We start from the raw sequence: 18746 nt of genomic DNA, 5'->3' as shown, positions 1-18746 counted from the left end.
GCGGCCGGATCACCGTCCGAGCAGGGCTTCGATGGATTCGGCCAGCGCTTGCGGGACGCGCGGGACGAGCTGATGGGTGCCGTCCCGTACGACATGGCGGCCGCCGACCACGGTGTGCCGGACGTCCGCGTTGGTCGCCGCGAATACGGCGGTCTCGGCGCCCAGCCGGGGCGGCGGCCCCGCCGTGCGCACCGAGTCCAGTGCGACCGTGGTGAGGTCGGCGAGCGCGCCCACCTCGATCCGGCCCGCCTCCGCGCCCCAGCCGAGCGCCGCGTGACCGTCCACGGTGGCGGCCCGCAGCAGTTGGGCCGCGGTCCAGTGGCCCCGGGCGCGGGTGCGCAGCCGCTCGTCGAGCTCCATGGCGCGGGCCTCCTCCAGGATGTCGATCACGGCATGGCTGTCGCTGCCCAGCGAGAGCGGTGAGCCCGCGCTCTGTAGCTCGGCGGCCGGGCCGATTCCGTCGGCGAGGTCACGCTCGGTGGTCGGGCACATACAGACCCCGGTGGCGGTGTGGCCCAGCAGCCGGATGTCGCCGGGGGTGAGATGGGTGGCGTGCACGGCGGTCGTCTCCGGGCCCAGCACACCGTGGTCGGCGAGCAGCCGGGTGGGGGTGAAGCCGTGTGCCTCCACACAGGCGTCGTTCTCGGCGGTCTGCTCGGAGAGATGGACGTGCAGGGGCGCCGTGCGCTCCTGGGCCCATCCGGCCACGGTCGCGAGCTGATCGGCGGGGACGGCCCGCACCGAGTGGATCGCCGCGCCGATGCGGGTGTTGCCGTCGCTCTTCAGCTCCGAGACCCGCTCGGCCCAGGCTTCCGCCGTGCCGTCGGAGAAGCGCAACTGGTGCTCGTTGGGCTCGGCCCCGAAACCGGAGGAGAGATAGCAGGTGTCGAGCAGGGTGATCCGGATACCGGCCTCGGCAGCGGCCGAGATCAGGGCCTCCCCCATCGCGTTGGGGTTGCCGTAGCGGGCGCCGCCGGGCGCGTGGTGGAGGTAGTGGAACTCCCCCACACAGGTGATCCCGGCCATCGCCATCTCGGCGTAGACGGCGCGGGCCAGCTCGAAATAGCTCTCCGGGGTCAGCCGGTCGGCGACTGAGTACATCACCTCGCGCCAGGTCCAGAAGGAGTCCGGCGCGCCCTTCCCCTGCCCGTCGCGCTGCCGCTCCGGCGCGCCCTCCGCCGCGGTCCCGGCCTCGCTCTCCGTCTCGCTCTCCGCCTGTACGACACCGCGCAGGGCCCGGTGGAAGGCGTGGCTGTGGGCGTTGGCCAGACCGGGAATGGTCAGGCCACGGAGAGTGACGGATCCGGCGGGCGGGCGCGGACTCCCGGGCACCACCGCCGCGATCCGTCCGTTGGCCGCGGCCACGATCACCACGTCCGACCGCACGCTGCCGTCCACCCAGGCGTGCTCCGCCCAGTAGGTCTGCGCCGTCAGTGACACGCCAGGCCCTCCAGTACCTCCGCGAGCGCGGCCACACCGGCGAGGCAATCGTCCTCGCCCGCCGTCTCCGCGGGTGAATGCGAGACGCCGGTGGGGTTCCTTACAAACAGCATGGCCGTAGGAACGGACGCGGACAAAATGCCGGCGTCGTGCCCGGCCCCGGTCGGCAGCACCGGAACGCCGCCCAGCAGCCCGGACAGCCGGTCCCGAAGGTCATGGGCGAACTCGACGACCGGGGTGAACGACTCCCGGGTGACCCGCACGTCCACCCCGTCGCGCTCCCCGCGCTCGAGCGCGGCGCGCTCGATCTCGCCGACCACGGCCGCCAGGGTCTCCTCGTCGGCGGCGCGCGAGTCCAGCCAGCCGCGGACCAGGCTCGCGATCGCGTTGACCCCGTTCGGCTCGACGCTGACCTTGCCGAACGTCGCCAGCGCCCCGGCGATCCTGGCCTTCTTACGGGCCGCGAGGACGGTGTTGGCGTAGGTGAGCATCGGATCGCGGCGGTCCTCGATCCGGGTCGTCCCGGCGTGGTTGGCCTCGCCGTGGAAGTCGAACCGCCAGCGGCCGTGCGGCCAGATCGCGGACGCGACGCCCACGGCGTCGTCCGTGTCCGCCAGGGCACGCCCCTGCTCGATATGCAGCTCGACGAACGCGCCGATGCGGGCCAGCCGCTCCGGGTCGGGGCCGATGGCGTCCGGATCGTATCCGGCGCGCTCCATCGCCTGGGGGAGGCTCAGCCCGTCCCCGTCGCGCAGTTGGTGCGCCTGGTCCGTGGTGAGCTGCCCGGCGGTCAGCCGGGAGCCCACGCAGGCCAGGCCGAAGCGGGCGCCCTCCTCGTCGCCGAAGTTGACGATGGCGAGCGGTTTGGTGGGGTGCGCACCCCGTGCTCGCATCTCGTCGAGGGCGGCGAAGGAGGAGACGACGCCCAGCGGGCCGTCGAAGGCGCCACCGTCGGGGACGGAGTCGAGGTGGGAGCCGGTGACCACGGCGCCTTGGGCGGTGGGGTCACCGAGCCAGGCCCATTGGTTGCCGTTGCGATCTACTTCGTAGGTGAGGCCGCGGTTCTGGGCCTGCTCCTTGAACCACGTCCGGCAGTCGGCGTCGGCTTCCGTCCAGGCGTAGCGGCGGTAGCCGTTCGTTGTGGTGTTGCGGCCGATGGGGGCCAGGTCGCGCCACATCTCGTGGAACGACGCGCCCGTGGTCGCGGGTGCGCCTTCCGCCGCCGGTCCTTCCGTTTCGTTGGCGAGTGCGGCCCGGTGGTCGCGTTGTGCCCACCCGTTCCGCCCCGCGGAACGATTGCCCACAACGCGGCTCACTGCGCTTCCCTCATGGGGATCCGCACATTCCGCTCCTCCGCGATCTCGTCCGCGTGGTCGTAGCCCGCGTCCACGTGGCGGATCACGCCCATGCCGGGGTCGTTCGTCAGGACCCGGCGGATCTTCTCGCCCGCCAGCGCGGTGCCGTCGGCGACCGTGACCTGGCCCGCGTGGATCGAGCGGCCCATGCCGACCCCGCCGCCGTGGTGGATGGAGACCCAGGACGCGCCCGAGGCCACGTTGACCATGGCGTTGAGCAGCGGCCAGTCGGCGATCGCGTCCGAGCCGTCCAGCATGGCCTCGGTCTCGCGGTACGGGGAGGCCACCGAGCCGCAGTCGAGGTGGTCGCGGCCGATCGCCAGCGGTGCGGCGAGCGTGCCGTCGGCGACCATCTCGTTGAACCGCTCGCCCGCCTTGTCGCGCTCGCCGTAGCCGAGCCAGCAGATACGGGCGGGCAGCCCCTGGAAGTGGACCCGCTCCCCCGCCATCTTGATCCAGCGGGCCAGCGACTCGTTCTCCGGGAAGAGCTCCAGCATCGCCTTGTCCGTGGCCGCGATGTCCCTCGCGTCGCCGGACAGGGCGGCCCAGCGGAAGGGGCCCTTGCCCTCGCAGAACAGCGGGCGGATGTAGGCGGGCACGAAGCCGGGGAAGGCGAAGGCGCGATCGTAGCCCGCGAGCTGGGCCTCGCCGCGGATCGAGTTGCCGTAGTCGAAGACCTCGGCGCCCGCGTCCATGAAGCCGACCATGGCCTCCACATGCCGGGCCATCGCCTCGCGCGCCCGCTGGGTGAAGTCGGCGGGCTTCTCGGCGGCGTACGACGCCATCTCGTCGAAGTCCACGCCGATCGGCAGATAGGCCAGCGGGTCGTGGGCGCTGGTCTGGTCGGTGACGATGTCGATCGGGGCGTTCATCGCGAGAAGCTGCGGGACCAGCTCGGCCGCGTTCCCCAGCACGCCGATCGACAGGGGGCGCCGGGCGTCGCGCGCCTCGGTGGCCAGTCGCAGGGCGTGGTCCAGGCTGTCGGCGCGGACGTCCAGGTAGCGGTGCTCGATACGGCGCTCGATGGCGCGCGGGTCGCAGTCGATGCAGATCGCGACGCCGTCGTTCATGGTGACCGCAAGCGGCTGGGCGCCGCCCATGCCGCCGAGGCCCGCGGTGAGGGTGATCGTTCCCGCCAGGGTGCCGTTGAACTTCTTGGCCGCCACGGCCGCAAAGGTCTCATAGGTGCCCTGGAGGATGCCCTGGGTGCCGATGTAGATCCAGGAGCCCGCGGTCATCTGGCCGTACATGGTCAGGCCCAGCGCCTCCAGGCGGCGGAACTCCTCCCAGTTGGCCCAGTCGCCGACCAGGTTGGAGTTGGCGATCAGCACCCGCGGCGCCCATTCGTGCGTCTGCATGACGCCCACCGGGCGGCCCGACTGGACCAGCATCGTCTCGTCCTGCTTGAGCGTGCGCAGGGTGCGGACCATGGCGTCGAAGGAGCGCCAGTCGCGGGCCGCCTTGCCGGTGCCGCCGTAGACGACGAGCTTGTCGGGGTGCTCGGCGACCTCCGGATCGAGGTTGTTCTGGAGCATCCGCAGGGCGGCTTCCTGCTGCCACCCCCGAGCGCTGAGCTCTGCACCACGCGGCGCCCGTACGGGTCGCGGTCCTGTCATGGGGCCAAGCCTCCCTGCCATCGATTGGATCGAGTTATTCACATCTTGATGCCGATGAATATGACTAGTCAATACCACGGAGCTGCGCATACACCCGGGTGGTTCAGCGGCGCGGGCTCGCGGTGGGCACGAACGGCAGGTTCCGGCCCCCCGGGGTAGCGTCACCGGGAGGTGTCCGCTCCGCCCCCGCTCCGCCCGCCGAGGAGCCCCGCGTGTCCCTTCCCGCCACCCACCGCGAGGTCCGTCTGGCGGCCCTGCCCGAAGGGGCGCTCACCCCCGGTCACTTCGAGGTCGTCACCGCTCCCGTCCCCGCCCCCGGCCCCGGCCAGGTGCTGGTGCGCAACCGGCTGATGAGCGTCTCCGCCGTGATGCGCCCGCTCACCCTCGCCGACCCCGACACCCTCGGCCTTCCCCAGTTGCTGCACAAGACCGGCGAGGTGATGCGGGGCCCGGCCCTCGGCGAGGTGATCAGCGCGCCGGGTACGGAACTCGCCCCCGGGACCCTCGTCCGCCACCGCGCGGGCTGGCGCGAATACGCGCTGCTCGACGCCGCGCAGGCGTCGCCCATCGACCCCGAGGCGCTGCCGGACCCGGCCGCCCATCTGTCGCAGGGGTTCACCGCCTGGCTGGGGGTGGTGCGCGGGGCCGGGGTGCGGCCCGGCGACACGGTGTTCGTCACCGGTGCGGCGGGCGGCGTGGGCTCGCTGGCCGGGCAGTTCGCCCGGCTGCACGGCGCCGAACGGGTCATCGGCTCCACCGGCTCCCGCCGCAAGGCCGACCGGCTGACGCGGGAGCTGGGCTACGACGCGGTCGTCCTCCGGGACGCCGGACCGATCGAGGAGCGGTTGCGCGCGGCCGCCCCCGACGGAATCGACGTCCTCTTCGACACCGTCGGCGGCGAACAGTTGCGGGCCGCGGTGGCGGTGGCCCGCCGCAACGCCCGTTTCGCCCTGGTCGGCGCGCTGGCCGCGCAACTGTCGGACGACGCGTCGGCCCCGACCGGGATCAGCACCCTGGCCCTCATCGCCCGGGGCGTCACACTGCGCGGCATCAGCGCGATGGACCACCAGGACGCCATGCCCGCGTATCTGCGCGAGTTCGGCCGGGCGCTGCGCGCGGGCGCCCTGACGTATCCGTACACCCGGCTGACGGGGATCGACCGGGCGCCGGGCGCGCTGTGCGAGCTGCTGGAGGGCCGCCACCTCGGGGCGGTGCTGGTGGAGCTGTGAGGCCGGATCGGTCCCGGGCCGGGGGCCACGCTCCCCACGACCACACGGCCCCGTCCCGGAGCACCCCCGGGGGAACTGGTCCGCAGCCGTCCTCGGTGGTTGGCTGAAAGCATGACTTCGAAACCGGTTGCGATGGCCGCCCGGCGCGAACGGGCCGTTCGGGCCGCCGTGGAGCAGGGGCTGCTCGGCCCGGATCAGCCCGTCGTCGGACTGCTGGACGTGGCCGGGATCCGCGCCGCCGCCGCGGAACTGCGCGCCGCCTTCGAGGAGGTCGTCACGCCCGGCACCCCGGTCCTGCACGCCTTCGCGGTCAAGGCCGCCGCGCTCGTCCCGGTCCTGCGGCTGCTGGCCGACGAGGGGCTGGGCTGCGAGGTGGCCAGCCCCGGCGAGCTGGCGCTGGCCCGCGCGGCGGGGGTGACGCCCGACCGGATCGTCCTGGACTCCCCCGCCAAGACCCCCGCGGAGCTGCGCGAGGCCCTCGACCTGGGCATCGCCGTCAACGCCGACAACCCACAGGAGCTGGACCGGCTCGGCGAGCTGGTGGGGGACCACGCGGACCCGCCCGCACCCCTGGGCCTGCGGATCAACCCGCAGGTGGGCGGCGGCAGCATCGACGCGATGAGCACGGCCACCGCGACCTCCAAGTTCGGCGTCGCCCTCCAGGACCCGGGGGTGCGCGAGTGGGTCGTCCGCGCCTTCGCCGAACGCCCCTGGCTGACCCGGCTGCACGCCCACGTCGGCTCCCAGGGCTGTCCGCTGGAGCTGATGACGGCGGGCATACGGGCGGCCTACGAACTGGCCGAAGAGATCAACGGGGCGGTCGGCCGACAGCAGATCGACGCCCTCGACATCGGCGGCGGCCTGCCGGTGAACTTCGCCTCCGACGAGATCACCCCCACCTACCGGGAGTACGCACAGCTTCTGCGGAGCACCGTGCCGGGGCTCTTCGACGGACGGTACAAGCTGGTCACCGAGTTCGGACGGTCCCTCCTGGCCAAGTCCGGCCTGGTGCTGGCGCGGGTCGAGTACACCAAGTCCGCGGGCGGCCGCCCGATCGCGGTCACCCACGCGGGCGCCCAGCTCGCCACCCGTACGGTCTTCGCCCCCGAGGCTTGGCCGCTGCGCGTCCTGGCCTACGACGCGGAGGGCCGCCCCAAGGCCGGGGGCTCCTCCGACGGCCAGGTGCCCCAGGACATCGCCGGTCCCTGCTGTTTCGCGGGCGACCTGGTCGCCCGCGACCGGCCGCTGCCGGAGCTGGTGGCCGGCGATCTGGTCGGCCTGCTGGACACGGGCGCGTACTACTTCTCCAACCACTTCGCGTACAACAGCCTGCCCCGCCCCGGGATCCACGGCTTCGACGCCACGAACGGCGACGGCGAGGTGCGCTTCGCGACGGTACGAGAGCCGCAGACGGTGGACGAGATCGTGGCCGAGAGCGGCGCGGCACATGCGCTGGGCCTCAGCCGCCTGCGGTAGCGGACCACGTCCAGGCGGGCTGCGATGCGCCGCATATCGCGAGGTGCGCCCAGGCCGCATGAGCTCAAGGTCCATGGCGCGCCTACCGCTTCGTCTCGCTTGGCGTCGTTTGAGCATCAGGACAGGTAGGGGCGGCCCGGAGCCCGGCCACCCCACCCGGTGGGGGTACCCCCTTCCAGAAAACGCTTGATCTGACGCAACTAATTCATCAAACGATTTCGCGAGGGGTACCCCCACCCCCCGCAGTCCGGATCGGCGCGAAGCCCAGGCCGGAGGGGCGCCGCAACCGGGCCCGTAGGGCCGAAGGTCTGCCCGTTGTCGCGTGATCGGGGCAGGCGTGCCCCTCGAAAGCCCCGCGCCCGCGACCCCTCAGCGCGTGGCCGCCGCCACGGTCCGCGAGGAGCGGCGCGCGCCGCCCGGCCCCGCGTCCCCGGCCACGATGCCCGTCGTCTGGTAGGCGTCCACCGCCTTGCCCGCGGGCCGCCCGCCGGAGACCCGCTCCGTGCGCACCCACAGCAGCACATCGTTCGCGCGCTCCCAGCGGCCCAGCCACAGCGCCTTGGCCCACAGCCCGGCGCCGAGCCCCGCCAGCAGCATCCCGCCCGCCGCCGGAACGGCGAAGGACGAGCCCATCGCGGCGAGGAAGGCCGGCAGCAGCCACCAGCGCAGGGCGCGTCGGCGCGTCCTTACGGTCACCGCGCGGTCCTGGAGGAAGACCGACTTGCTCGCGCGCGAGGCACCGCGCGCCAACTCCAGATACCGCTTCCGACGCACCGTGAACACCACGACCGCCGCGATCAGGAAGAGCGCCGCCCCGGCGAGCACTCCGATCCGGCGCCCGGTCAGCCCCGGCACCAGCGCTCCGATCCCCGCGGCCAGCACACCGGGCCACCACAGCCATCCGGCAGGGGCCCTCACGACCACCGCCACCCGTGCCAGCGCATACGCCCCGCGCCCCACGACCGACCTCCCTCACCCTGGCGAATCCCTGATGAAATCCCTGCCGGAACCCCTGTCGGAATCCCTGACGAATCGAAGAATCTAGCCAGGATGCCTGAGAATTGGGTGAGAGGGACGGGGGTTGGCATACACAGCGGCGCGCGGGCCCGGGCTCACTCCACGAACAGTCCCCGCTCCGCCGCCTTCGCGTCGAACTCCTCCAGCCGCGCCTGCGCATCCGGCAGCGCGTCGCAGATCGCCTCCAGCAGCACCCGCCCCAGCAGCATCGGCGCACACGCGGTGTCGAAGGCGAGGCCCGTGCCGACCGCCGCGGGCAGCAGCAGATCGCTGTGGCGGGCGATCGGGGCGAAGGCGCTGTCGGCGACGGCGACCACGGTCAGCCCCGCCTCCTGGGCGTACTCCAGACCTTCCACCACCTCCCGCGGATGCCGCGGCAGCGCGAAGCACAGCAGTGCCGTGGCACCCGCGCGCTTCGCGGCGTCGACGCGGTCGGCGAGCATCGTGCCGCCCTCGTCGAGCAGCCGGACGTCCGGATGGACCTTGCGCGCGAAGTAGGTGAAGCCGCGCGCCTGCGCGGAGGCGGCGCGCAGCCCGAGGACCAGCAGCGGGCGGGAGTCGGCGAGCAGCCGGCCGGCCCGGACGACGGGGGCGGGGTCGGCCAGCAGCGCGGCGAGATGGCGCAGATTGTCGATCTCGGACTGCACGGCCTGCTGGTACTCGTTGTACGACCCCTCGTCGGCCGCCGGCTCGGCGGGGGCCACATCGCGCAGGTGCTTGCGCAGCGCCGGATAGCCGTCGAAGCCGAGGGCGACCGCGAAGCGGGTCACGGACGGCTGGCTGACGCCCGCGAGTTCGGCCAGCTCGACGCTGGAGAGGAACGGCGCGTCGGCGGCCCGCCGCACCATGCAGTGGGCGATCCGCCGCTGGGTCGGGGTCAGCCGGTGGCCCTCGAAGAGCGCCTGAAGCCGAGCGGCGGTCGAGGCACCAGAACCGGCCGCCGCGACCGAACCCGTCGTAGCGACCAGGCCACCCGCATCGCCCGCGCCCGCCGACGCCCCCGCGACATCCTCGCCCACTGGCTCCATCCGAACACCGCTCACCCCGTCGCTCACCCCATGGTCCGTACTCATCGCGTCCTCCCGAACCTCGTACCCTCGTCCCTCATACCCCTGCCAGCCGGTCGAGCAGACGCGCGGCCACCGCCACATCCTCCGTCAACGGCCGGTCCTCCATGCGGGGATCGAGCACTTCCGACGCCATGGCGAAGGCGACACCGGCCGGGAGCTCCGGGTCCGGCTCCAGCCCGCGCTGGCGCAACGCCCTTACGGCCGCGACCAGTTCACAGCCCAGCACCAGCCGGTAGTGGTCGGCGACGCGGAGCGTCTGGCGGGCGCCGAGCGAGGCGAAGCTGGCCTGTTCCTCGACACCGCGGGAGAGCACGGCATGGCCGAGCGAGGCGGGGTGGGAGACCGCGCGCATCTCGCCGAGGGCCGCCCCCGCCGCGTATTCAAGGATCATCACGCCCGAGCTGGCGGGCGCGGCGTCGCCGAGGAAGGGGCGCAGCCGGGTGAAGTCGGGTTCGCTGAGCGCGGCGAGCCGGGCCGTGGAGAGCCGGGCGGTCTGTAGCGCGGCGAGCCGGAAGGCGTCCAGGGCGAGGGCGGCGTGCGCGGCGTAGAAGTTGCCGTGGTGGTAGGCGGCCTCGTCGGCGGAGCTGATCAGCGGGTTCTCGGTGGCCGCGTTGAAGTCGACGGTCAGCACCCGCTCCAGCGCCTCCGCCGCGTCCAGCGCCGGTCCGTGGATCTGCGGCAGACAGCGGAAGCCGTACGGGTCCTGTATGCGCCCGAGCGGCGGGGTGGGCCGGGCCGGGGCGCCGAGCAGGGCGCGCATCCGGGCGGCGGCCTCGACGGAGCCGGGGTGCGGCCGGGCGGCGTGCACGGGTTCGGCGTACGCCTCGTACGACCCGCCGACCGCGATCAGCGAGAGCGCGGCCACCGAGAGCGAGGCGGACAGCAGCCGCTGAAGCTCGGCGAGGGCGAGCGCGGACTGGCCGAGGGTGAGGGCGTTGCTGCTGATGAGGGCGAGGGCGTCATTGCTGTCGAGCACGATCGGGTCGGGGGCGCGACGGCCCGGGGCGGCCTCGGTGAGGTCCCAGGGGTGTTCGCCGACAAGCGCGAGACCGGTCTGGGCGAGCGCGGCGAGGTCCCCGGTGCCGACCGCGCCGTATTCGTTGATCACCGGGTGGGCGCCGCTGTCCAGGCCCTCGACGAGCGCGGTGACGACGGCGGGGCGCAGCCCGGCGCCGCCCGCCAGTAGCTGATTGGCGCGGACGGTCATCATGGCGCGCACCTCGCGCGCGGGCAGCGGTGCGCCGATCGCGCCGGCGTGGCTGCGCAGCAGCCGCAGCCCGTGGTCGGAGTCGGCCGGGCCGACGTCCTCGGTACGGTTGGCGCCCACACCGGTGCTCCGGCCGTAGACGCGGCCGGTGGCGGCCAGCCGGTCCGCGGTCTCCCAGGCGCGTTCGGCCAGGGCGAGCGCGGTCGGGTCGGGCGCCGCGGGCCGGCTGACGCGGTCGGCCAGGCGGGCGATATCGACGACGCGTAGGCTCCGGCCGTCCAATGTGATGCGCTGAGCCGCGCCGCCCGCGCCCTCGGCCGCCGCGGCATCAGCATCCAGCATGTGAGACAACATCCAGGGCAACCCCTTTCAAAACGCCCATTCCGGGCCAGCCGCCAGGCACTTCGTCCACATTGCGAGCAGAAGTAACCGGTGATTAACGCAGACCTCTTGACTTCTATTCACTCGACTATGACTGTGCATGACTATATGCAGACAGGGCAAGGGGAAGCGGATGATCAGCTTCAAGGACGTCAGTAAGCACTACCCGAACGGCACCACCGCGGTGGACCGTCTCAACCTCGAACTCCCGGAAGGGGGCATCACCGTTCTCGTCGGCTCGTCCGGCTGCGGCAAGACCACCACCCTCCGCATGGTCAACCGCATGGTCGAACCGAGCAGCGGCACGGTGAGCGTGGCCGGGCGTGATGTCCTCGCGGCGGACGCCGCCGAGCTGCGGCGCGGCATCGGCTATGTGATCCAGCAGGCCGGGCTCTTCCCGCACCGCACGATCCTCGACAACATCGCGACCGTCCCGCTGCTGCTGGGCTGGGGCCGCCGCAAGGCGCGGGCTCGCGCCGCCGAGCTGCTGGAGCTGGTCGGGCTGCCGAGCGACTCCGGCAAGCGCTATCCGCACCAGCTCTCGGGCGGTCAGCAGCAGCGCGTCGGGGTCGCCCGCGCGCTGGCCGCCGATCCGCCGGTGCTGCTGATGGACGAGCCGTTCGGCGCGGTCGACCCGGTCGTGAGGACCCAGCTCCAGAACGAGCTGCTGCGGCTTCAGAGCGAGCTGCGCAAGACGGTCGTCTTCGTCACCCACGACATCGACGAGGCGGTACGGCTCGGCGACCGCATCGCGATCTTCCGCACCGGCGGCCATCTCGTCCAGTGCGCACCCCCCGCCGAGCTGCTGGCCAGCCCCGCCGACGACTTCGTGGCGGGCTTCCTGGGCGCCGAGCGCGGGCTGAAGCTGCTCTCCCTGTCCACCCTCGCGGACCTGCCGCAGGAACCCGCTCCCGCCGACGGGGACCGCTGGCGGCTGGTCACCTCCGAGCGCGGTGAGCCGCTGGGCTGGCGCGACACCGAGGGGCCGGAGGGCGACCGGGCGCCGCTGCTGCCGGTGCGGGCGCTGCGGGACGGCGATTCGCTGCTCACCGCCCTGGACGAGTCGCTGGCCTCCCCCGCCGGTCTGGTGGCCCGCGTGGACGCCGACGGCGTTCTGACCGGGGTCACCGGGCGCGAGCGCATACATGAGTTCGCGGGGCGCCGCCATGCGGAGGCGGGCCGCGCGGCGGCCCTCAAGAACGCCACGGAAGCCGCCGGGGCCGACGAGGCCCCCGCCACCGCTGAAGCCCCCGCCACCGCTGAAGCCGCCGAGACCCGTGGCGAGACCGACGGCGAGGGCACCCAGGGCTCCGCGGGCTCCGACGACGCCCCGGCATCCGACCCGAGCGTGACCGCATGACCGTCGACTGGGGCTGGTTCCCCGATCACCAAAGCGACCTGGTCACGCTCACCCTCGACCACCTCTCCACCGCCGTCCCCGCCGTCCTCTTCGGTCTGCTGATCGCGCTGCCGCTGGCCGTGATCGCCCACCGGGTGCGGGCGCTGCGCGGACTCCTCCTCGGGCTCTCGAACATCCTGTTCACGATCCCGTCCATCGCGATCTTCGTGCTGCTGCTGCCGGTCACCGGCCTCACCCGCACCACCGCCATCACCGGCCTGACCGTCTACACCCTGGTCGTGCTGCTCCGGAACACCGTCGAGGGGCTCGACAGCGTCCCCGCCAAGGTCCGCGAGGCGTCCGCCGCGATGGGCGCCCGTCCGCTGCGCACCCTGCTCACCGTCGAGCTGCCGCTCGCCTTCCCGGTGATCATGGCGGGCGTACGGGTGGCCACGGTGATGGCGATCTCCCTGGTCAGCGTCGCCAGCTACATCGGGTACGGCGGCCTGGGCCAGCTCTTCACCGACGGCTTCCAGCGCAACTACCCCACCCCCGTCGTCGCCGGGGTCCTTCTGTCCCTGCTGCTCGCGCTGGTCGCGGACGCCGTGCTGGTCACCATCCAGTGGCTGTGCACCCCGTGGCTGAGGAGGCGTGCCTGACATGATCGAACTGCTCAAGGACCTCCTCCGCTGGCTGACCAGCGGCTCCCAGTGGTCCGGGACCGACGGCATCGCGACCCGCCTCCTGGAACACCTCCAGTACTCCCTGCTGGCCACCCTGGTCGCCGCCGCCATCGCCCTCCCGGTCGGGCTGCTCATCGGGCACACCGGGCGCGGCGCGTTCCTCGCCATCAACCTCTCCGGCTTCGGGCGGGCGCTGCCCACCGTCGGCCTGGTCACCCTGGTCTTCCTGGCCAGCGGGCTGAGCATGTGGCCGGTGTACATCTCGCTGGTCGCCCTCGCGGTCCCGGTGATCGTCACCAATACGTACGCGGGCATGGCCGCCGTCGACCCCGAGGTCCGGGACGCGGCGCGGGGCCAGGGCATGCGCTGGTACCAGGTGCTGTTCCAGGTCGAACTGCCCCTCGCGCTCCCGCTGATCATGACCGGGCTGCGGCTGGCCTGCGTCCAGGTCGTGGCCACCGCCACCATCGCCGCGTACGTCAGCTTCGGCGGGCTCGGCCGCTACGTCTTCGACGGGCTCGCCCAGCGCGATCTGGTGCAGGTGCTGGGCGGGGCGGTGCTGGTCGCCGTACTGGCCATCGCCCTGGACCTGGCGCTGGCCGGAGTGCAACGCCTGCTGTTCCGCAACCGCCCCCCGCGCGCCCACGCGCACTGACGTCACCGACTCACTCCGGATCCGAGGAGAGCACCCCATGAACCGCAGGAAACTGCTCGGCGGCCTGCTCGCCGGCGCCTCCGTACCCGCGCTGGCCGCCTGTAGCGGCGGCGTCACCTCGCTCAAGGGCGACGGCGGCAGCGGTGGCTCGGGCGGCGGCAGCAGCCTGGGCGGCCTGGTCATCGGCACCGCCAACTTCACCGAGAACCAACTGCTCGGCTATCTCTACGCCGAGGCGCTGAAGGGCGCGGGCATCAAGACGAGCGTGCGGCCCAACCTCGGCTCGCGCGAGATCGTCATCCCCGCGCTCCAGCAGGGCGATATCGATCTGCTCCCCGAGTACCAGGGCAATCTGCTGCTCCACTTCGACGACAAGGCCCCCCAGACCGAGGCCGGCGACCTCCAGAACGCCCTCACCGTCGCCCTCCCCAGCGGCCTGGAGGCCCTGTCGTACGCGGCGGCCGAGGACAAGGACGTCTTCTGCGTCACCCATGAGGCCGCGCAGAAGCACGGTCTGCGCAGCTTCGCCGACCTCGCCAAGCAGAACGGCAAGCTGATCTTCGGCGGCCCGGCCGAGGACAAGAACCGCGTGGTCGGCCTGGTGGGCCTCAAGGACCGCTACGGCGTGACCTTCAAGGAGTTCAAGGCCCTCGACGCCTCCGGCCCGCTGGTCAAGGGCGCGTTGAAGAAGGGCGATGTCGACGTCGCCAACCTCTTCTCCACCGACCCCGACATCGAGGCCAACGGCTGGGTGATCCTCGCCGACCCCAAGGCCCTCATCCCCGCCCAGCACATCGTGCCCGTCATCCGCTCGGCCAAGGCCGACGCCAAGGTCCGCAAGGCCCTGGCCCGCCTGGGCGGCGCCCTCACCACCCAGGAACTGGCCCGTCTCAACAAGCTGGTGAGCAACGACAAGAAGGACCCGGACCGGGTCGCCGCCGACTGGGCGGCCAAGAACGGCCTCACCAAGAAATAGCGGCAGGAGCACACCCTCATGACCGACTCTCTCGACTCCCGCGGCTCCCGCGACACCGTCGACTCCCGCGACGCCCTCGACTCTCTCGTCGAGAAGCGCTCGATCGACGTCGTCCCGGACGCGGAGCGCCATGGCACCGCCTTCAGCCAGTTCACGTTGTGGCTCGGCGCGAACCTCCAGATCACCGCCGTCGTGACCGGCGCGCTGGCCGTCGTCTTCGGCGCGGGCGCCTTCTGGTCGATCATCGCCCTGCTGCTCGGCAACCTGCTCGGCGGAGCCGTCATGGCGCTCCACTCGGCCCAGGGACCCCGGCTCGGCCTCCCCCAGATGATCTCCTCCCGGGCCCAGTTCGGGGTCCGGGGCGCGATCGTCCCGCTGCTGCTGGTGATCGTCATGTACGTGGGCTTCTTCGCCAGCGGCAGCGTGCTGGCGGGCCAGGCGGTCGGCGAACTGACCCATCTCGGCGACACCACCGGGATCATCATCTTCGCCCTCATCACCGGCGTGGCGGCCGCCGTTGGCTACCGCCTGATCCACACCCTGGGCCGGATCGCGGGCGTGGTCTGCGCCCTGGCCTTCGTCTACCTGGGCATCCGGCTGCTGGACCGCACCGACCTGGCCACCCTCCTGCACGACCGGACCTTCGACTTCCCGCTCTTCCTCCTCGCGGTGTCGCTGTCCGCCTCCTGGCAGCTCGCCTTCGGCCCGTACGTCGCCGACTACTCCCGCTACCTGCCGCGCAGCACCTCCCCCAAGGCCACCTTCTCCTGGACCCTGGCCGGCACCGTCCTCGGCTCGCAGTGGTCCATGACCTTCGGCACCCTCGCGGCCGCCGCGGCCGGCCACGCCTTCGTCGGCAACGAGGTCTCCTACATCGTCGGCCTCGGCGGCGGCGCGGCCGTGATCACCTCACTGCTCTACTTCGTCATCGCCCTCGGCAAACTGACGATCAACGTCCTGAACACCTACGGCGGCTTCATGTCGATGGTGACCAGCATCAGCGGCTTCCGCGGCAACGCCACCCTCTCGCCGCGCGGCCGGGCCGCCTATATCGCCGGGATCATGGTCGCGGGCACGGCGGTCGCGCTGCTCGGCAAGGACAGCTTCCTGTCCTCCTTCAAGGACTTCCTGCTGTTCCTGCTGACCTTCTTCACCCCGTGGAGCGCGATCAACCTGGTCGACTACTACGCCATCGCCAAGGAGCGCTACGACATCCCCGCCCTCAGCGACCCGGGCGGCCGCTACGGCGCCTGGCGCTGGAAGGCCCTGTCCACCTACGCCGTGGGCGTCCTGGCCCAACTCCCCTTCCTCTCCACCCACTTCTACACCGGCCCGCTCGTCGCCCCGCTGGGCGGCGCGGACATCTCCTGGCTCGTCGGCCTCGCCATCCCCGCCGCCCTCTACTGGCTCCTGGCCCACCGCGACACCGCCCACGTCCCCGACCACATGATCCTCACCCCGGAGCCGACCCCCGACCGCCCGTACGCCACCGAGCCCGGCTGACCCGGACCGGCACCGCTCAGGTGCCGCCCGCTTCCAGGGCGGCGAGGACGCGTTCGCGCAGCGCGGCGGCCCGGGGATCGTCGAACGAGGCAAGCGCGCGCAGCGCCTCGCCCCAGTGCCGCCGCGCCTCCTCGCCACCGCCTGCCTCGTCGGCCTCGCGCAACGCGGTGGCGAGGCCGACGAGGGCGAGCGCCGCGTGCCACAGGTCGTCCAGCTCCCGATGGGCCGCCACGGCCCGGCGGTGGAAGTCGGCCGCCTCACCGGGCCGCCCGAGCCGCCGGTAGGTCTCCCCCGCGCCGTCCCACGCCCGGGCCTCTCGCGCCCGGTCGCCGAGGCGGCGCTGGAGCGAGGCGGCCCGCTGGAACGAGACCAGGGCGGCGTCGAACGCGCCGTTGGCCTGCTGCGCCCGGCCCAACTCCAGCAGCCAGTACCCCTCCCACATGTGGTTGCGGTGGGTGCGGGCGATCTCCAGCGCACCCTCGGCGGAGCCCAGTGCCTCCTCCGGCTGCCCACGGTCCCGCTGAATGGCACTCAGGATGCGCAGCGCGTTGCCCTCGCCGCCCTGGTTCCCCAGTTCGCGGTGCATCTCCAGGGCCCGCCGCACAAAGCCGGACGCCTCTTCGGGCCGGGCGAGCTCGTACGTCACCTCGGCGAGGTTCGCCAGCACAACGGCCTCCCACTGGGCGGCCCCCAGCTCCCGGAAGACCGCCGCGGCCTGCTCGAACCGCTCCTTCGCCTCCTCCAGCCGGCGTCCCCGCAAGTGGATCAGCCCGATGTCGTTGAGCGAGAGCGCCTCCCCGAGCCGGTCGCCGGTCTCCCGGCGGGCGGCGAGGGCGCCCTGGTGGTACTCCGCGCCCTCGGCGAGGCGATGCGACTGCGTACAGGCCATCCCGAGGCTCTCCAACAGCTCGGCCTCCGCGGTGCGGTCGCCCAGCCTGCGTGCGGCGCGCAGTCCGATACGGCCCATGGCGAGCCATTCCTCGAACGGGTTCAGCAGCATGTGCACGCTCCGCAGCACCGCGGGAAGCTGCCAGGCGATCACCTCGAGACCGGCTTCACCGGCGGCGCGGGTCGCGGCCAGCAGATTGCCGCGCTCCGCCTCGTACCACCGCATGGCCTCCTCGTAGTCCGCGAAGGACGCGGGGGTGAGGTCATCGCCCGGCGGATCGAGCGGGATATGGGCCTCCTGAGGGTTGATCCACGTCTGGGCCGCGTCCGCGGAGTGCAAGTACCAGACAAGCACCCGTCGCAACGCGGCCGCACGCTCCTCCGGGGGCTTCCTCATCGTCGTCCGCCGCCCCCGATTACCTGACCGTTCCGCCAGTCATCCGGTGGCGCCGCATCTGATCCGGACACACAGCGCAAGCATCGGCACGGCGGCCACGCCGAGGTGTGCAGGGGAGCCAACGGGTCACTGCTGATGACCACCACTTCTGCGTCCCACGTCCGGCCGCTGTCACGGGACACCCGGATACTCATGAGCCGCTGCCCCTTTGCCGCTCCGTCCATCACGATCCGCCTTTCTGTCGTGTTCGGTCGTGATGGTGCCGTTGGTGTCCAGGCCATCGCGACGACAGAAAAGGCGTTGTTCGGGCGTCCCTCAAAAGGCGTCATTTAGGTGTCATTGATGGGCATCTGGGGCTAGCGTGGACGTCATGACGACCGAGGTGCACGCACCGAACGACGCGCTGCGGGCTGTGCGGATCGGCCTGCGGATGAGCCAGGACGACCTGGCGAAGGCGCTCCGCCGAGCAGGTGCGGAGCTGGGCGAGCCGAACGAGGCCAGCAAACGACTGGTCCAACGCTGGGAATCCGGCATCAGCAGGTCGCCGAGGCCGGTCTACATCCGCGCGCTGGAGAGGGTCACAGGGATGCCGGTCGAGTCGTTGGGATTCGCCCCGCAGGTGCCCATGGCGAGAGTCCATGGCGATGGGGCAGGAGGCCATGACATGGCACCGGGTGCGGAGGGTATCGCCCCCGCGTCCGCCGACACCCGGGAGGGCCAGCAGATGACGGGAGACAACTTCAGCGGCGTCTGGCTTTCCCGGTACGAGTACTACTCGTCAGGCCGTGACGACGTCTATGAAGGCAGGCATTACGTGGTGCTCGTCCAGCACGGCAATCGTCTGACGGGGCGGTCGCTGAACGGTGCGTCCCTGAACTCCGATTCCCCGCTCAGTCTGGATCTCACTGTTGACCGCAACGTGGTCACGGGCGCCTGGACGGAGCAGACGGCCACGGATGGCTACTACCAGGGAGCGTGTTACCACGGCGCGATTCAGATGCTCGTGGAGCCGACCAGTCGCCGTATGGCCGGCAAGTGGGTCGGATTCGGCAAGGACTTCGACGTCAACACCGGGCCGTGGGAACTGCGCCTGATGGACACCTCGATGTCGAAGGCGACTCTGGAGCAGTACAGCGTCCCGCCGGAGTGACCGGCTCGCGGCCGGGGGTCGTCAAGCCCGAGCATCGGGGATGTCCGGTTTCGCGGCGCTCAGGGTGGAACCCGGGATGACGACGAGGCGCTCGTCCGGGGCGATGCTGGCGTCGTCGGGGAGTTTCGCCCGGTAGGCGTCGGTGAGGTCGCGGCCGATGACCGCGATGTCACCGTTGTCGAGCTGCCAGATGTCGGGACACCCGTCGCGTCCACCGGTGTTTCCCAGCTCGCGCGCCGACTTTCCTAATCGACGCGCGAACGATGCGGACGGGTCGGCTTCCCATGCGCGGACCATCGGTCTCTCCACTCATCCGTCGTGGTCACTGAGTGTAGGAATGAGCGTCACGGATGGCAACGGCGGC

16 protein-coding genes are annotated in these 18746 nt (G+C 72.1%); 8 read left to right on the top strand and 8 right to left on the bottom strand.

Translation table 11 applies throughout. The features are described 5' to 3' along the window. Positions 1-9 precede the first annotated feature (9 nt). The 3 genes from ACK1X7_RS29960 to hutU form a co-directional block, all read right to left on the bottom strand. Complete coding sequence (locus ACK1X7_RS29960; RefSeq protein WP_413116917.1) at positions 10-1434, bottom strand: formimidoylglutamate deiminase; 1425 nt, start codon at positions 1432-1434, stop codon at positions 10-12. After that, positions 1431-2618, bottom strand: coding sequence for an allantoate amidohydrolase (locus tag ACK1X7_RS29955; protein WP_385143580.1), 1188 nt, complete (start codon positions 2616-2618; stop codon positions 1431-1433). Before ACK1X7_RS29955 ends, ACK1X7_RS29960 begins: the two co-directional genes overlap by 4 nt. A gap of 134 nt (positions 2619-2752) precedes the next feature. After that, on the bottom strand, positions 2753-4411 hold the full coding sequence (gene hutU / locus ACK1X7_RS29950) for a urocanate hydratase (protein WP_385143549.1): 1659 nt from the start codon (positions 4409-4411) through the stop codon (positions 2753-2755). A gap of 212 nt (positions 4412-4623) precedes the next feature. Here hutU and ACK1X7_RS29945 point away from each other — a divergent pair, with 212 nt between their 5' ends. Next, positions 4624-5640, top strand: coding sequence for a zinc-binding dehydrogenase (locus ACK1X7_RS29945; protein ID WP_413115866.1), 1017 nt, complete (start codon positions 4624-4626; stop codon positions 5638-5640). A 111-nt stretch (positions 5641-5751) separates the two neighbouring features. Then, positions 5752-7116 carry a diaminopimelate decarboxylase gene (locus ACK1X7_RS29940; RefSeq protein WP_413115865.1) on the top strand — a complete coding sequence of 455 codons (1365 nt, stop codon included), beginning with the start codon at positions 5752-5754 and terminating at the stop codon, positions 7114-7116. 369 nt (positions 7117-7485) lie between these two features. On the opposite strand, the gene ACK1X7_RS29935 is transcribed toward ACK1X7_RS29940, so the two are convergent. The 3 genes from ACK1X7_RS29935 to ACK1X7_RS29925 all read right to left on the bottom strand — a co-directional run bounded on the left by ACK1X7_RS29935 (position 7486) and on the right by ACK1X7_RS29925 (position 10764). Continuing rightward, the gene (locus tag ACK1X7_RS29935) at positions 7486-8076 is read right to left on the bottom strand and encodes a hypothetical protein (RefSeq protein ID WP_413115864.1); all 591 of its coding nucleotides are present in this window, start codon (positions 8074-8076) and stop codon (positions 7486-7488) included. Between the two features lie 152 nt (positions 8077-8228). Continuing rightward, positions 8229-9206, bottom strand: coding sequence for a MurR/RpiR family transcriptional regulator (locus ACK1X7_RS29930; protein ID WP_385143561.1), 978 nt, complete (start codon positions 9204-9206; stop codon positions 8229-8231). A 31-nt stretch (positions 9207-9237) separates the two neighbouring features. Beyond that, a complete protein-coding gene (locus ACK1X7_RS29925) occupies positions 9238-10764 on the bottom strand; it encodes an aromatic amino acid ammonia-lyase (RefSeq protein ID WP_385143563.1) in 1527 nt (508 codons plus the stop codon). A gap of 160 nt (positions 10765-10924) precedes the next feature. On the opposite strand from ACK1X7_RS29925, the gene ACK1X7_RS29920 reads away from it, so the two are divergent. From ACK1X7_RS29920 to ACK1X7_RS29900, 5 genes are read left to right on the top strand one after another with little or no spacing between them, the layout of a single operon-like run. Further along, positions 10925-12151: an ABC transporter ATP-binding protein gene (locus ACK1X7_RS29920; protein ID WP_385143582.1), complete on the top strand. Its 1227-nt coding sequence runs from the start codon at positions 10925-10927 to the stop codon at positions 12149-12151. After that, positions 12148-12789, top strand: a complete 642-nt coding sequence (locus ACK1X7_RS29915; protein ID WP_361498170.1) for an ABC transporter permease — start codon at positions 12148-12150, stop codon at positions 12787-12789. Before ACK1X7_RS29920 ends, ACK1X7_RS29915 begins: the two co-directional genes overlap by 4 nt. Position 12790: 1 nt before the next feature. Next, a complete protein-coding gene (locus ACK1X7_RS29910) occupies positions 12791-13468 on the top strand; it encodes an ABC transporter permease (protein ID WP_059145155.1) in 678 nt (225 codons plus the stop codon). Positions 13469-13505: 37 nt separating this feature from the next. Next, positions 13506-14444 carry an ABC transporter substrate-binding protein gene (locus ACK1X7_RS29905; protein ID WP_385143565.1) on the top strand — a complete coding sequence of 313 codons (939 nt, stop codon included), beginning with the start codon at positions 13506-13508 and terminating at the stop codon, positions 14442-14444. A gap of 18 nt (positions 14445-14462) precedes the next feature. Then, on the top strand, positions 14463-15947 hold the full coding sequence (locus ACK1X7_RS29900) for a purine-cytosine permease family protein (protein ID WP_413115863.1): 1485 nt from the start codon (positions 14463-14465) through the stop codon (positions 15945-15947). A 16-nt stretch (positions 15948-15963) separates the two neighbouring features. Here the strand turns inward: ACK1X7_RS29900 and ACK1X7_RS29895 are convergent, their stop codons facing one another. Then, entirely contained in the window at positions 15964-17232 is a 1269-nt protein-coding gene (locus ACK1X7_RS29895; RefSeq protein WP_390795149.1) for a tetratricopeptide repeat protein, read from the bottom strand. Positions 17233-17602: 370 nt separating this feature from the next. Between ACK1X7_RS29895 and ACK1X7_RS29890 the strand changes: the two genes are divergently transcribed. Beyond that, complete coding sequence (locus ACK1X7_RS29890) at positions 17603-18382, top strand: helix-turn-helix domain-containing protein (RefSeq protein ID WP_385143569.1); 780 nt, start codon at positions 17603-17605, stop codon at positions 18380-18382. Positions 18383-18403: 21 nt separating this feature from the next. On the opposite strand, the gene ACK1X7_RS29885 is transcribed toward ACK1X7_RS29890, so the two are convergent. Then, entirely contained in the window at positions 18404-18679 is a 276-nt protein-coding gene (locus ACK1X7_RS29885) for a hypothetical protein (protein WP_361498180.1), read from the bottom strand. Positions 18680-18746: the final 67 nt, after the last annotated feature.

Origin of the sequence: Streptomyces sp. CY-1, from assembly GCF_047218265.1 — a bacterium.
GTDB lineage: Bacteria > Actinomycetota > Actinomycetes > Streptomycetales > Streptomycetaceae > Streptomyces > Streptomyces niphimycinicus.
The sequence above is the reverse complement of the archived record's forward strand: the minus strand, read 5'-3'. Positions and strand labels throughout refer to the sequence as shown.